Annotated in this window: 16 protein-coding genes; 2 read left to right on the plus strand and 14 right to left on the minus strand. The window is 48.7% G+C overall.

Going from position 1 to position 14,257, the window contains the following annotated elements; translation table 11 throughout:
* Nucleotides 1–8 precede the first annotated feature (8 nt).
* From fliP to fliF, 11 genes are all read right to left on the minus strand, one after another.
* A complete protein-coding gene (gene fliP / locus AB8809_RS09340; RefSeq protein WP_015840790.1) occupies nucleotides 9–785 on the minus strand; it encodes a flagellar type III secretion system pore protein FliP in 777 nt (258 codons plus the stop codon).
* Nucleotides 782–1,204: a flagellar biosynthetic protein FliO gene (gene fliO, locus AB8809_RS09345; RefSeq protein WP_015840789.1), complete on the minus strand. Its 423-nt coding sequence runs from the start codon at nucleotides 1,202–1,204 to the stop codon at nucleotides 782–784. The genes fliP and fliO overlap by 4 nt, the downstream gene beginning before the upstream one ends.
* The gene (gene fliN / locus AB8809_RS09350) at nucleotides 1,204–1,617 is read right to left on the minus strand and encodes a flagellar motor switch protein FliN (RefSeq protein WP_015840788.1); all 414 of its coding nucleotides are present in this window, start codon (nucleotides 1,615–1,617) and stop codon (nucleotides 1,204–1,206) included. Before fliN ends, fliO begins: the two co-directional genes overlap by 1 nt.
* Entirely contained in the window at nucleotides 1,610–2,623 is a 1,014-nt protein-coding gene (fliM, locus tag AB8809_RS09355) for a flagellar motor switch protein FliM (RefSeq protein ID WP_015840787.1), read from the minus strand. The genes fliN and fliM overlap by 8 nt, the downstream gene beginning before the upstream one ends.
* Before the next feature lie 5 nt (nucleotides 2,624–2,628).
* Nucleotides 2,629–3,108, minus strand: coding sequence for a flagellar basal body-associated protein FliL (gene fliL, locus AB8809_RS09360; protein ID WP_015840786.1), 480 nt, complete (start codon nucleotides 3,106–3,108; stop codon nucleotides 2,629–2,631).
* Between the two features lie 155 nt (nucleotides 3,109–3,263).
* Entirely contained in the window at nucleotides 3,264–4,559 is a 1,296-nt protein-coding gene (locus tag AB8809_RS09365; protein WP_181828888.1) for a flagellar hook-length control protein FliK, read from the minus strand.
* On the minus strand, nucleotides 4,556–5,002 hold the full coding sequence (gene fliJ, locus AB8809_RS09370; RefSeq protein WP_015840784.1) for a flagellar export protein FliJ: 447 nt from the start codon (nucleotides 5,000–5,002) through the stop codon (nucleotides 4,556–4,558). Before fliJ ends, AB8809_RS09365 begins: the two co-directional genes overlap by 4 nt.
* A gap of 8 nt (nucleotides 5,003–5,010) precedes the next feature.
* The gene (gene fliI / locus AB8809_RS09375; protein ID WP_349856271.1) at nucleotides 5,011–6,381 is read right to left on the minus strand and encodes a flagellar protein export ATPase FliI; all 1,371 of its coding nucleotides are present in this window, start codon (nucleotides 6,379–6,381) and stop codon (nucleotides 5,011–5,013) included.
* Entirely contained in the window at nucleotides 6,381–7,106 is a 726-nt protein-coding gene (fliH, locus tag AB8809_RS09380) for a flagellar assembly protein FliH (protein WP_181828887.1), read from the minus strand. The genes fliI and fliH overlap by 1 nt, the downstream gene beginning before the upstream one ends.
* Complete coding sequence (fliG, locus tag AB8809_RS09385) at nucleotides 7,099–8,091, minus strand: flagellar motor switch protein FliG (protein ID WP_015840781.1); 993 nt, start codon at nucleotides 8,089–8,091, stop codon at nucleotides 7,099–7,101. Before fliG ends, fliH begins: the two co-directional genes overlap by 8 nt.
* Nucleotides 8,088–9,818: a flagellar basal-body MS-ring/collar protein FliF gene (fliF, locus tag AB8809_RS09390; RefSeq protein WP_205946712.1), complete on the minus strand. Its 1,731-nt coding sequence runs from the start codon at nucleotides 9,816–9,818 to the stop codon at nucleotides 8,088–8,090. The genes fliG and fliF overlap by 4 nt, the downstream gene beginning before the upstream one ends.
* Before the next feature lie 260 nt (nucleotides 9,819–10,078).
* Between fliF and fliE the strand changes: the two genes are divergently transcribed.
* Nucleotides 10,079–10,393 (plus strand): flagellar hook-basal body complex protein FliE, encoded by a 315-nt coding sequence (gene fliE, locus AB8809_RS09395; protein WP_015840779.1) that lies wholly within the window; start codon nucleotides 10,079–10,081, stop codon nucleotides 10,391–10,393.
* Between the two features lie 266 nt (nucleotides 10,394–10,659).
* On the opposite strand, the gene fliT is transcribed toward fliE, so the two are convergent.
* The 3 genes from fliT to fliD are packed head-to-tail and all read right to left on the minus strand — an operon-like array spanning nucleotide 10,660 to nucleotide 12,901.
* Nucleotides 10,660–11,040 (minus strand): flagella biosynthesis regulatory protein FliT, encoded by a 381-nt coding sequence (fliT, locus tag AB8809_RS09400; protein ID WP_015840778.1) that lies wholly within the window; start codon nucleotides 11,038–11,040, stop codon nucleotides 10,660–10,662.
* On the minus strand, nucleotides 11,040–11,450 hold the full coding sequence (gene fliS / locus AB8809_RS09405) for a flagellar export chaperone FliS (RefSeq protein ID WP_015840777.1): 411 nt from the start codon (nucleotides 11,448–11,450) through the stop codon (nucleotides 11,040–11,042). Before fliS ends, fliT begins: the two co-directional genes overlap by 1 nt.
* 26 nt (nucleotides 11,451–11,476) lie before the next feature.
* A complete protein-coding gene (gene fliD / locus AB8809_RS09410; RefSeq protein ID WP_349856122.1) occupies nucleotides 11,477–12,901 on the minus strand; it encodes a flagellar filament capping protein FliD in 1,425 nt (474 codons plus the stop codon).
* 267 nt (nucleotides 12,902–13,168) lie between these two features.
* Between fliD and AB8809_RS09415 the strand changes: the two genes are divergently transcribed.
* Complete coding sequence (locus AB8809_RS09415; RefSeq protein ID WP_320703953.1) at nucleotides 13,169–14,035, plus strand: flagellin; 867 nt, start codon at nucleotides 13,169–13,171, stop codon at nucleotides 14,033–14,035.
* Nucleotides 14,036–14,257 lie beyond the last annotated feature (222 nt).

The following is a 14,257-nucleotide window of genomic DNA, read 5'->3' on the forward strand; positions in this document are numbered from 1 at the left end:
CTATCCGTCTAACTATAAAAACTTTGGGCTAATGAACCGAGTAGCAACTGCCAGCCATCGACTAATACAAAAAGCATGAGCTTGAAAGGCAAGGAAATGGTTGCCGGAGGAACCATCATCATCCCTAGTGCCATCAATACGCTGGCAACAACGAGGTCAATGATCAGGAAAGGGATAAATATAGTAAAGCCAATCTGGAAAGCGGTTTTTAGTTCACTTGTCACAAATGCAGGGAGAAGCACACGCATGGGAACCGCTTCAGGCCCCTGAATTTCAGGAATTTCAGCCAACCGAGTAAACAACGCCAGATCGGTTTCCCGGGTTTGCCGCAGCATGAATTCACGCACAGGCTCTGCCCCGCGTTCGATGGCGACCTCCATACTGATTTGATCCTGGCTGAAGGGAAGATAGGCTTCTTCATAAACGCGGTTTAATACTGGCGACATAACAAAAAACGTCAGGAAAAGCGTCAGCCCTAACAAGACCTGGTTCGGTGGTGCGGTTGGCGTACCCAGCGCGTTGCGTAACAAGCTCAGTACAATGATGATCCGAGTGAAGCTAGTCATCATTAACAATGCGGCAGGAATAAACGTTAATGACGTGAGGAAAACCAGCGTTTGTACTGATAGCGTCCAGCTCTGTCCACCGTTAGGTAGCGGCTGAGTCACAATTCCAGGAAGCTGGGCCCACACCGATGGAGCCAGAAGCAATAAGCTGATGGCTAAACCATAGCGTAGCGTGCGTAACAAAGCGGTGATACGAAAATAATTAGGCAAGGCACTCATTCCGACTTTTCCGGACGCTTTAAAACTTTCTTTAACAGTTGGTTGAAATCGACCGGCTTGTTACCGCCAGCAGATGAACTGTCGTTGGTTGGTTGTGCTGGGAGCGTATGCAGAGGTGTGATTTGTTGAGCAGTAACACCTAACACTAGCCAGGTATTATCAACTTCTACAATAACTACACGTTCACGTTGCCCAACAGGGCAACTGGATACCACTTTTAGCAACTTATTTTGCTTGGCTTGCGGTACAAAACCCAGTTTGCGAACGAACCAGGCAATCAGCAGAATAAATAATAAAATACCAGCGAGCACACTACCAACCTGTGTCAGTAGCATGCTGCCGGTAAGTGGTGGCTCAGTAACAAGCGTCGACTGCTGACTTGTTACTGGAGTCGGAGGTGAGACCGAGGCTATTGCCATTAACGACTCAGGCGGCGCATACGTTCGGATGGTGTGATGATGTCGGTAATACGCACACCATACTTGTCAGATACGACGACAACTTCACCCTGAGCGATGAGATAACCATTGATCAGGATATCCAGCGGTTCACCAGCCAAGCCATCAAGTGCGACAACAGAACCTTGGGTGAGACGCAGAAGCTCTTTTATCGTCATTTTTGTCCGGCCAAGCTCAACGGTGAGTTTGACAGGAATATCCAGAATAAGATCGATATCCTGTAAGGCACCCAGCGGATCATGACCTTCCAGCGATTTGAAAATGCCTTCGGTTGTCGCGGCCGGTTTTTCTGCAGCCTGTTGCTCGTTAAATGCATCAGCCCACAGATCGTCCACTGATTCCTTGTCGTCGGACGGTTTCTTGGTGTCACTCATGGGGCTGTTCCTCGTTATCCAGAGAATTCAATATAGGGTTAATCAAATGTTCAACACGTAGAGCATATTGCCCGTTCAATGTGCCATATTGGCTGGTCATCACCGGCACACCGTCAACATGGGCAATGATTTTGTCAGGTTTGTCGATCGGTAACACATCGCCGGGTTGGAGCTTCAGAATCTTGGACAAGCGCAGCGGAATATCAACAAAGCTTGCGACCAGCTCCAATTCGGAATGCTGTACCTGCTTGGCTAAGGTGTCTCGCCAGCTCTGGTCTTCCTGACGTGAGTTTTCCAATGGTGGATTCGCAAGCAGTTCGCGCAGCGGCTCGATCATCGAAAAAGGAATACAGATGTTAAATTCGCCAGTTAGTGAACCGATTTCAACATGAAACGGTGTAGTCACGACGATATCATTAGGCGACGTTGTGATGTTGGTAAACTTGACCTGCATTTCTGAACGTACGTATTCGATGTCAAGTTTGTAAATCGCATTCCAGGCTTCGCCATAGGCTTCCAGAGCCAAGCGCAACATACGCTTAACTACGCGCTGTTCTGTATGGGTAAATTCACGTCCTTCGACTTTCGTCGGAAAGCGCCCATCGCCGCCGAAAAGATTATCTACGGCGATAAACACCAGACTTGGTGAAAATACAAACAGAGCCGTGCCGCGTAGTGGTTTTAAATGAATCAGATTCAGGTTTGTCGGTACAGGAAGGTTCCTGGCAAACTCATGGTACGGCTGGATCTTGATTCCACCTACGGTGATATCAGGGCTGCGGCGTAACAGGTTAAACAATCCCATACGGAATTGGCGCGCAAAACGCTCATTAATGATTTCTAATGCCTGTAAACGCTCGCGGATAACACGTCGTTGCGTATTCGGATCGTAGGGTTTGACGCCCCCATCCACTTTTGACGACGCATTGGCATCAGCGTCGCTATCGCCGCTGTCGCCATTTAATAATGCATCAATTTCTGCTTGTGAAAGAATGCTATCGCCCATAATGGTTACCGCAGTATAAAGGCCGTGAACAGAACATCAGTAACGACCTGGTTAGGTTGACCAGGAACTAATGGTGGGCTTAGCACTTGCTTAATTTGCTCAATCAGCTTCTGTTTGCCTTGCTCATTAGCGAGCGCAATCGCGTCCTGACGAGAAAGTAACAATAACAGTCTGCTGCGAACCTCTGGCAGATAATTAGTAAACCGTGTGCGCGTTGCTTCATCTGGTAAACGCAGCGTGAAGCCAACATACAGGACGCGGTCAGGATCGTTATCTGCATTGACGAGATTAACGGTAAAGGTATCCAGCGGCATGAAAACAGGCTCTGGCGGTGGCGGTGCTTCCTGCTCGGCCGTTGCTGAGTTTTTCTGATTTAATAGCCACCAGGCGGCGCCCGCAGCACCAGTCGCAGCGAGAGCAACGATAATCAGTAGTATTAGCCAAATAGACCGTTTACGTCCTGGTCGAACTTGCATATCAGACATAGCCAAAGATAGTTCCCGTTACTTATCGATATTTACTGCTGGATGAAACCAGCAATAAATAAATGCGTAATGTCGATGATTATCCTGCCTATTGCTATGTTCAATACAGAGAATAGGCAGGGAAAACCGTGCTAACTTATTCGTTTACTTCAGTTTCAGGCAAAGATATCAACGCCGTTGACCGATGACGCCATTGATCTTAACTGTTCTGGTACATTTAGTAATTCACCCGTGCCTTCTGCTGAATGACCAAATTGCTGCTGATAAGACGGGCCACGGTTATTGCCGTCGTTATTATTACTGGCCATTTGCTGTTGCCAGGCAGAGGAATCACTACCTACGCTGCTTTGGCCAAGGTTAATTCCGCTTTCTGCCATCGCATTACGCAGGTGGGGCAGCGCAGCTTCCAGTGCTGAACGAACCTGACTGCTTGCTGATGCCAGATGAATCTGTGCCTGATTATCATCAATTTTTAGGCTGATGTGCAGAGCGCCCAGTTCCTGCGGGTTCAAACGTAGTTCCGCGGTCTGCTGTCCATTACGGCTGAACATCACTATCTGCTGTCCCAATGCGTCTTGCCATTGTGGTGAGCCAAACGGTGCATTCAACTGCGCGCTTGCTGCCTGAGGTGCTGGTGTGGTCGTCCCCACTGCTGCTGGCTGAATATGCATAGCCTGTGCGACAGGCGGTGTGGTTTGAGACACGCTGTTGCTTAAGGTGGAAACCGATTCAGAGGCATTGCGATCGCCTGCTAGGGAATTTGGCGTCGTTAGCGCAAACTTGGCTGCGTCATCTGCTGACTCTGTCGCAGGAGATGAGGTTTGTTTGGCTGCATGGCGCAGATCGCGTGATATACCCGCATCTTTATCCGGCATTACTGATGTGTCTAGCAGCTTTGCCAAGGTACTTTTGGCATTCTCACCCGTACTGTTCAGTACAGAAGTAGGAGCCTCATTCTGGCGTTTTGCGTCAATGAGCCCCGGAATCGTTAATCCCGCATTTACGGCAGTCGCGGCAATGCTATCAGTGGCAGGCTGCGTCGCAAGTGGCGTTGTCTGCAACATAGCAAGCAGCGCCTGCATCGCGACGGCGTCATCTGACGTACTGGTACTGTCTTTCTTGTCCAGGCCCTTAAGCTTCGCCTGTTCGGCAATGTCTGGATTTTGCTTACCCGCAGTAATGGCTGCGCCAGTAAGTGAACTGAACGAAGAAAGCAGCGCGTTTAAATCATCGCGGCTGAGGGAAGCAGCATCTTTCCCTAAAGCGTTTAGCAGCGCTTCTTCGTCCACTTTTTCGAGTGTTTTTTTATCCGATGTATCGGCTATTTGCGATATGCGTTTGCTCAACAGATCAACAAAATCTTTTGGCAGCTCGCCCTGTGTCAGCAGAGAAGCAGAAGAACTGCTCGTATCACTGACAGTAGTCGCTATGGGTAACGCGGACAGATTCATGATTCTGCTTTCCTCTGTGAGGCCCGTTGGGCAAATTCATCCATTTGTTTTTGTTCTATTTTGTTTTCTTTGGCAAGCTGTCTTGTCAACTCACGATCTTGCAGTTTCTCAAAGGCGTTCAATCGCTGCTGCTTTTCTTGCCAGGTCTTCATTGCTAAATCTAAACGTGATGTCCACTGCGAGAGCTGTTGTCTGTGTTGCTCAATTGCACTGTCCAGCGTTCGGATGAACTGCTGATAATTCTGCCAGCTATTATTCGCCATACCAGCAGACATCGTCGAGTTCAATTTTTGACGATAGTCATCCTGATAGTTTAACAGCATATTGAGCTGCTGTTCTGCTTGTTGATGCGCCTGACGCACCTGTCCCAACTGGCCTGCTGCTTTCTCAACCTCTTTCTGCGCCAGTTCGCGTAGTGTAACCAGCGGTGACTGGGTTTTCATCTGCTCTCCTACTCGTTACGAGGGAAAATAGTGTGCAACGCCTGGCAAGATTCTGCATAGTTACTTTGTTCAAACATACCCTGCTGCAAGAAGGCTTCCAGGTGCGGATAGAGCCGAATAGCTTTGTCGAGCATAGGGTCACTGCCTGCGGCGTAGGCGCCAACACTGACTAAATCACGGTTACGTTGGTAACTGGATAGTAACTGTTTAAACTGTCTCACAGAAGCGTAGTGGCCTTCATCTATCAGCGCGGTCATCGCACGGCTAATCGAGGCTTCGATATCAATTGCTGGATAGTGACCAGACTCAGCCAATTGACGAGACAACACAATATGTCCGTCCAGGATGGCGCGAGCGGAGTCGGCTATTGGATCCTGCTGATCGTCACCTTCTGTTAGAACAGTATAGAAGGCGGTGACTGAACCACCTCCATGAATACCATTACCTGCACGTTCTACCAGCGCGGGCAATTTGGCAAAGACAGAAGGGGGATACCCCTTGGTTGCCGGCGGTTCGCCAATTGCTAAAGCAATTTCACGCTGTGCCATGGCATAACGCGTGAGCGAATCCATGATGAGCAGAACGTGATATCCACGATCGCGAAAATCTTCCGCAATACGCGTGGCATAAGCGGCGCCCTGCATCCTTAATAATGGAGAAACATCCGCTGGCGCAGCAATAACGACGGAACGCGCTCGTCCTTCTGTGCCTAAAATATTCTCGATAAAATCTTTTACTTCTCGGCCACGTTCACCGATAAGGCCGACAACGATGACGTCAGCTTGAGTATAACGCGCCATCATGCCCAACAGCACACTTTTACCCACCCCTGAACCAGCAAACAGACCCATTCGCTGCCCCCGGCCCACGGTAAGCAAGGCGTTGATGGCTCGGACACCTACATCCAGAACACTTTCGATCGGCGTTCTTTGTAATGGGTTGAACGGCGGTGTAATTAGCGGTGCACGATAGCCTGTATCCGGTGCAGGTAAACCGTCCAGCGGTTTTGCGCTACCATCCAGCACCCGGCCAAGTAGTTCAGGGCCTAATGGTAATTGTTTTCCCTGACTGCTGCTGTCCTGGCCGACGCGGGCATAAACGCGTGCGCCGGGGGTAATGCCTTCAACTTCTTCCAGCGGCATGAGAAAGAGTTTTTGCCCGTTGAACCCGACCACTTCACTTTCGATTTCTTCAACCTGAGAGCCATTCTGTCGTTCGATGAGGCAGGTGGCGCCCAGTGGCATATGCAACCCTGTCGCTTCCAATACTAAACCTGTCGCCCGGGTTAAGCGGCCGTAACGACGTACCGAAGGCGTGTCGTCAATACGCTTCTCAAATGAATCGAGAGAAGAAAGCCAGCGTCCGAGGCGTGAAGTCATCATAGTTCTCCCGGTGCAGCTAAACGGCAAAGCTCATGCCAGCGCGTTGCTAGGCTGGCATCCAGATCGCCTTCTTCCGCGCTGACTTTACAGCCACCAGGATGAAGTTGGCTATCGGCAAGTAATCTCCAGCCATGCAAACTGAGTGTCGGGCCCAAATACTGTTCAACGCGTTCCAGGTCTGAAGGGTGAACGCGCAGTTGCGTTTTACCCGAAAACATAGGTTCTTGCTGAATCAATTGCTGTATCTGACCGAGCAGCGCGTTACCGTCGCATACCGGAGGTTGTCCCAAAATCTGCTTGGCTGCGGTCAGAGCCAACTGCATCAGACGAGCTGGGATCACACTGTCGAGTGTATCCAACGTCTGTTGAAATTCGGTGACCATATTCTGCATCTGTTCGATGATCGGCTGTTGCTGCTGCAGGGCATTCTGCAGACCCTGCTGTTGCCCTTTGGCTAAACCTTCCTGATAGCCCGCGTCATAGCCTTGTTGGTGGCCTTGCGCAAAACCTGTTTCTCGCGCTTGCTGAAGTGTGCTTTCGCGCAGAGAAGCCAACTCGTCCTCGGCTGCTGAAAGAGCGTTTTCTTCAGCGAAACGCTCCATGTCAGGCATCTCAGGCTCATCATTTACCTGATAGGTTGGGATGACTGGTTTCGAAACGGGCTCAGCCAGATCGTTAAGCTTCCAGGGTTGCCAGGCCAGGTTCTTGGGGGCGTTAGACATAAGCATCCTCGCCGCCACCGATAATCATCTCGCCGCTGTCTGCCAGTCGACGAACGATAAGCAGAATGGCTTTCTGCTCGTTTTCCACCTGCGACATACGTACCGGGCCGCGGGTCGCAAGGTCGTCGCGAAGAATTTCTGCCGCACGTTGAGACATGTTGCGCAGGAATTTCTCGCGCAAAGGCTCTTCGGCACCTTTCAATGCCAACAGCAGAGACTCGGACTCGACTTCTTGCAGAAGACGCTGGATGCTGCGGTCGTCCACGTCCACCAGGTTTTCGAACAGGAACATTTCGTCGATGATTTTCTGTGCCAATTCGCCATCGAACTCGCGTACGGCATCAATAACCGCTTCTTCCTGCTGAGTTTTCATCAGGTTGATAATTTCAGCCGCAGTACGAACACCACCCATCTTGCTGCGTTTGAGGTTCTGTCCGTCCAGCAAGCCATTCAGAACGTCTGTCAATTCTGCCAGTGCGGAAGGCTGAACGCCGCCGAAGGTCGCAATACGTAGCATGACATCATGACGAAGGCGTTCGTCAAACAGAGCTAAGATATCGGCAGCCTGAGCACGCTTCAGATGCACCAAAATTGTTGCGATAATCTGTGGGTGTTCGTCGCGAATAAGGTCTGCGGCAATCTGCGGCTCCATAAAGTTGAGTGTTTCCATCCCACTCGTAGAGTCGCGGCTTTCAAGAATATCTTCCAACAGGCTAGATGCTCGTTCTTCACCAAGCGCTTTGACAAGCACTGAGCGAAGGTAGTCGCCGGCATTCACGCTGAGCGCAGCATATTGCTCTGAGTCCGCCTCAAATTCTCTCAGGATTTCGAGCAACTGCTGTTGTGATACCTGTCGCATGTTCGCCATCGCAGCACTGAGATGCTGTACTTCTTTGGTCGAAAGGTGAGTAAACACCTCTGCGGCGCGGTCTTCACCAATGGTCATCAATAAGATGGCGCTTTTTTCTGTTCCTGTCAGGGTCATAGTTCAGTACTCATCCATTGACGAATTACCAGAGCGACAACGCGTGGATCGTTCTCTGCCATTTCACGTATGCGGTTACTTTGCATTTCTGCATTGACGCGTTGTTGCGATTTCCGCTGCTGTTCAACTTCCGAGCTACTCAGGTTGACCATAACATCGTTGTCTGCACCTTGAGACAGGGCAGCCGCTGCCAGTGCCGCTTCTTGCTGCTGTGCTTTTCTCTGCAATTGTGGACGAACCAGCTTACGCCACAGAATCCAGGCAACGATCAGAACCAGCAGCCAACGGCCAGCTTCCATCAGCAGATCGAAGAATGCCTGTTTTTGCCAGAAGGGGAGTTCGCCAGAACCGTCGGTGCTGTCCATAAATGGCGTATTAACGACATTCAATGTATCACCGCGTTCAGCAGAAAAGCCCATTGCTTCACGTGCTACTGTTTCAATCTGTTTAATCTGTTCTTCCGTTAGTGCAACCGGTTTGCCGTCTTCACCAGGTGGCTGGTAGTTAACGATAACGGCAGCAGACAAACGCTTTACACCACCCGTACTGTGTTTGGTATGTAAAATCGTCTTATCAACTTCATAGTTGGTTGTTGCATCATTACGAATATTTGATGTTTGAATGACGGTATTCGCGTTTGCCGCATTGGCTTGCGCACCCGCTGCATTGTTTTGGTTCTGGTTCTGTTGGCCAGCCTGATTGTTCGCATTGGCATTAGCATTGTTTGGCTGTGTTGCGATAGGCGCGGTTGGAGCAGGCGCTGGCTGATTGGACAAGGCACCAGGAACACCACCTACGTTAGGGCCGCCTCGTTGCTCACTCTGGCTGGTCTGCTGAGAGCGAACGGCCGCTTTATCTGGCGGTTGGTTAGGTTGATACTGCTCGTCAGTCTGTTCGCGGGCAGAGAAATCAATTTGTGCGGTGACCTGGGCATGCACGTTACCCATACCGACCATGGGGGCGATGATTGATTCTATGCGGCGCTGGTACATAGCTTCGACTTCGTTGCTGTACTTAAGCTGCGCTGCATTCAGATCTCGACCGCTTCCACCCGCCTGAGTCAACAGACGTCCGGTCTGATCGACGACCGTAACATTATCTGGAGGCAGGCCAGCAACGCTGCTGGAAACCATGTAAACGATGGAGTTGATTTGGCCTTCATCTAATGCACGGCCTGGCTGTAACGTTAGGGTGACAGAAGAAGAGGGGGCTTTTTGCTCACGAACGAACAGTGAAGGCTTCGGTATGGCAAGGTGAACTCGCGCATTCTGAACAGGGCCGAGCGTTTCTATCGTTCTGGACAGCTCACCTTCCAGCGCACGCTGATAATTAATCTGCTCGCTGAATTGGCTGATGCCAAATTTTTCCTGGTCGAGCAATTCAAAGCCAACTGCACCACCTTTTGGCAGGCCAAGTTGAGCAAGTCGGAGTCGGGTCTCATAGACCTTTTCGGCGGGAATCATGATCGCGCCGCCGCTCTCCGCAAAGCGATAAGGGATATTCAGCTTTGTTAATTCGCCGACAATCGCACCGCCATCCCGGTCATTTATATTGCTATAAAGAACCCGATAATCTGGACCTTTAGCCCATAGCGTTAACGCGACGACAATGGCAATAGTCGCAGCAGCTGCGATCAATAGCGGAATCTTCGGATTGGCGCGTAACCGGTTGAGTATTTCGCCAAAGCTATTTTTACCGGTAGCGGCGCCGGTTAATGAGGCGTTCATACTCTATCTCTGCTTGGTTGTTGAACGATATACTTAACGTTGTGACGTGACAAAACAGAACTCCCTGATTGCGCAATCAATAAAACATTTCGCCTACATTTATCGGCATGTCATTATTTTCCGTAAAAGAAAAATCGATGGGTCGATAAGGTGGCATTTTTCACGCTAATTACCCCATTTAGCCTAAGAGTGGTGTGATAGGGTATCGCTGTCATAAATGTGTATGAAAAAGCCTAATTAGCATGGTTTAGTGAGGTATTATGTCGGTTCAAGGTATTGATGGCGTTTTACAGCAAATGCAGGTCAAAGCCCTGCAGGCATCTGGTACGCCAATAGCCAGACCATCGGTAGAACCTGGTTTTGCCAGTGAGTTGAAGGCTGCGATCGATAAGATCAGCGACACGCAACAGACGGCTCGTACGCAGGCTGAAAAATTCACTCTGGGTGTGCCAGGCGTAGCATTGAATGATGTAATGGTGGATTTGCAGAAGTCATCCATTTCAATGCAAATGGGCATTCAGGTACGTAATAAACTGGTCTCTGCGTATCAGGAAGTGATGAATATGTCCGTTTGATGCCACTTCATGGCATCAGGCTGTAATTATCAACATTATTGTGCGCGATCTCACTGTTAATGCTGATGAGATTGCGCGCAATTTTTTATTTGTGCTGATTTCCCGCCAGTTTCTTCCTGCTTATCAACGCAGTTAGTCTTCAATCTTTTTAGCGCCTACAGATTGCCTTCTGCCGATAGTCTAACCATGTTGACGAAAAACAGCCAAAAAAACGCCTCAATAATAGAGGCGCGGTGAGCTCGGTATATCGATAATGTGTGATGCTACTATGAGCGTGTTTCATCAGGTAAGGCATCACCAGGCAGCATTCTCTGCCCCGCAAATTCGTTATAAGTCGTATTAATTGACTTTTGCTTCAGTGACTGTCCCATTAACGAACTTAACTCGTCCATCCGCTTCTGCAGAAGTTGTTTTACTTTCGCTTCATTATCCATCACTTCCTGCAAAATTTGTCGCAGATGCAGACGCATCACACTGTCAATTTCGTCAGGAATTGGCGTGTTAACTAAGCCTTCAACGGACTGAACATAAACAATCTCTTGCTCAACCAACGTATCCCATTGGCCGTTGACTGCCAAATGAAGAATTTTTTGACTCAGAGACAAAAGTTGTTGGTAATCTTTTAGAAGCCGATGGGGGGAGGCCATTAACGTACTTCCTGCTCTGGTTTGTAATTAGGACCGATTTGCCGCCAGGCATCAGCGATATTTTCCAACAACACTTCAACTTCTTCTATCGCTTTTGCATCGTTATGTAAATTGGCAATCAACAAACGCTGGGACATGTAGTCATACAGAGCGGACAGGTTTTCAACGAGTTCGCCCCCGGCTTCCATATCCAACCCGGCTTTGAGTCCGTTATTGATAATGTTGATTGCTTTAGATAACGCCATGCCTTTGCCTGGGATATCGCCCTGTTCCATGAGGATGCGCGCGCGAATCATCGCACTGCGCGCACCATCAAACAGCATGACGATAAGCTGGTGAGGGCTTGCGCTCATCACGCTGCTTTCAAGGCCTACCTGAGCATAGGCTTGGCTGCCTTTCATGTTGTACATCACGTTACCTATCTTTAATCGAAAATTTAGAGTTTAGAGAACATGCTCGTTAAACGACTCATGGTGCTATTCATGTTAGTCATCGCTTTATCAAGATCGACGAATTGTTTTTGATAAATAGCAATTGTACTTTCTATTGCATCTTGGACACGCGCAGCCTGAGTATCCAGTTTTTTCAGCGAACTATTAATACCATCTTCTTTGGTTTTAATGAGACCTTCTGACGTATCAAGGACTTCCTTCAGGTATGTACGAGTCTGTGTCGCAAATCCTGTTTTATCATTATCACCAACGAAAAAGTCTCGAACTCTACCGGGTTCTTCTTTCAGCGCTTTTTCTAACTTGGTATCACTGATTTCTAACTTCCCTGTTTTGAAGTTTTGCGTAATACCAAGATCTGCCAGAATACGGAATTCGTCACCGCCGCTTTGTACCGTTGTTAGCTGCGCTTTGAGCTTGCTCTGGATACCACGAACCGTAGAATCACCTAATAACGCGCCGTTGGAGCTTACTTGCGATTCGCCTGCTTCAACTGCAGTGTATTTTGTTTGAGCTGAAATGGTGTCTTGCAGCGCATTGTAAGCATCAACCCAGGCTTTGATCGTATCCTTCATCCCGGTGATATCTTGCTCAATCGTCAGCGTTTCCGGTTTGCCTGTCTCAGTTTGGGCCAGAAGATTGATCGTGACGCCTTCGAAAGCATCAGAGATTGCGTTGCTTTGTCTTTCGATCTCAATGCCGTTTGCCGTGATTTGTGCGTTTTTGGCCGCAACTTTTTCTATCGGCGCACCATTAAAAACGCTCGTGTCGTCTCCCCCGATAGAGATTTTACTCTCGGTACCGCTGTTTTTGGCGGTCAGCATCAGGTAGTACTCATTATCTTTGGCTTTGACGACGCTTGCTGTTACGGTGCCATTGACTTTGTTAATAGCGTCACGAACGTCGTTCAACGATGTTTCGCCCGCTTTGATATCTATTTCCAGATATTTTAGGTAATCATCACCGACTTTAGTGAATTTACCGTTATCTTGGGCAATAACGAGTTTTGTATCTGTTGTACTCAAGGGCTCTGTGGCGCTAGTTTTGGCCGTTGACGTTATTGAATGCGCTTGTGCTAATTGTTTCACGTCAATGCTATAGGTACCTGCCACCGCTTTACTATCGGTGGTGGTAGAGAATGCTTTGTTTGTGCTGGAAACTTTGGTTGATGTGATGCCATCAATTGAACCTTTAACAATGCCGAAAGATTCAGAGATCGCTAAAGCATCGTTCGCTGTTTTGAGTTTATCAAGCGCACTTTTCAGGGCACTGATACCGCTCAGTTGGGCCTTGAAGCTCGACTGTTGGGTTGTTATTGGTACAAGCTTTTGATTTTCAGCGGTTTTAAGCTGTGTTAGCAATGAGTCTAAAGGTAGTCCTGAACCCACACCTAATGAAGAAATACTTGCCATGGTAGAATCCTTTTATTCAGAGTGCGATGAGCTATGAAGCCATTATCGGCAGAATAGAGAATAAGTTTAGCAGTAAAGAACACCTCTCTTTATGACTGATATTGTCGCAGGATAGGGGGGAGGTCAGAATCGCCCTTTGAGCAATAAAAATGAATTTAGGCTAAAAAAAATTAAAGCTTCTGAAAAGCGTTCCGATAAATGTTAGCGACGGGGATGAACCCGTGGGTCTAACCCGAAACTGATAACCACTGATTAAGGAACGCTATTATGGCAGTTATTAATACTAACATCATGTCTCTGACTACTCAGAACAACCTGAACAAATCTCAGTCTGCTCTGGGTACCGCTATCGAGCGTCTGTCTTCTGGTCTGCGTATCAACAGCGCGAAAGATGACGCAGCTGGCCAAGCGATCGCTAACCGTATGACCGCTCAGATTAAGGGTATGACCCAGGCCGCTCGTAACGCCAACGATGGTATCTCTCTGACTCAAACTGCCGAAGGCAACCTGAACGAAATCAACAACAACTTGCAGCGTATCCGTGAGCTGGCAACTCAAGCAGCGAACGATCCTAACGGCAAGACTGACCGTGATTCTATCGTTAAGGAAATGACCCAGCGTATTAACGAAGTTAACCGTGTTGCGCAGAGTGCTTCTTTCAACGGCACCAAACTGCTGGACGGTTCTGCAAGTGCTGGTATCATCATTCAGGTTGGTGCTAACACTGGCTCAACTGAAACCATCACTATCGACAGCACTGCGTTGATCAACGCAACGACTGGCGGTTCAATGAGTGATGTTGCTGATAAAATTACTTCTCTGGGTGCTGTTGCTACTGGCAGTTCTGCTAACGCCGCCGCTCAGGCACTGATCACCTCTCTGGATACTGCACTGTCTGCTGTCGACACTGCTCGTAGTAACCTGGGTGCGATTCAGAACCGTTTCTCATCTACCATTACTAACCTGAACAACTCTATTAACAACCTGTCTTCTGCTCGTAGCCGTATCGAAGACGCTGACTACGCGACCGAAGTATCAAACATGAGCCGTAGCCAGATTCTGCAGCAGGCTGGTACTTCTGTACTGTCTCAGGCAAACCAGGTTCCACAGACTGTTCTGTCTCTGCTGCGTTAATTCTCAGCCAGACAAACTCTGTAGCTTATATGATAACCAGCCCTTCGGGGCTGGTTTTTTTATGATGAATGCTCCATGTATTACACTGTTGTGAAGCAATATCACTCTTCCCTAACGTATGTTATACGCCTAATATTTCCCTCTATTTATAAGATTGCGTATCTTAATAGTTGATACGATAGTAGTAATTTCTTTTTCCTCTCATGAAAGGTTTTCCCTTCT

Origin of the sequence: Pectobacterium aroidearum, from assembly GCF_041228105.1 — a bacterium.
Classification (GTDB): domain Bacteria; phylum Pseudomonadota; class Gammaproteobacteria; order Enterobacterales; family Enterobacteriaceae; genus Pectobacterium; species Pectobacterium aroidearum.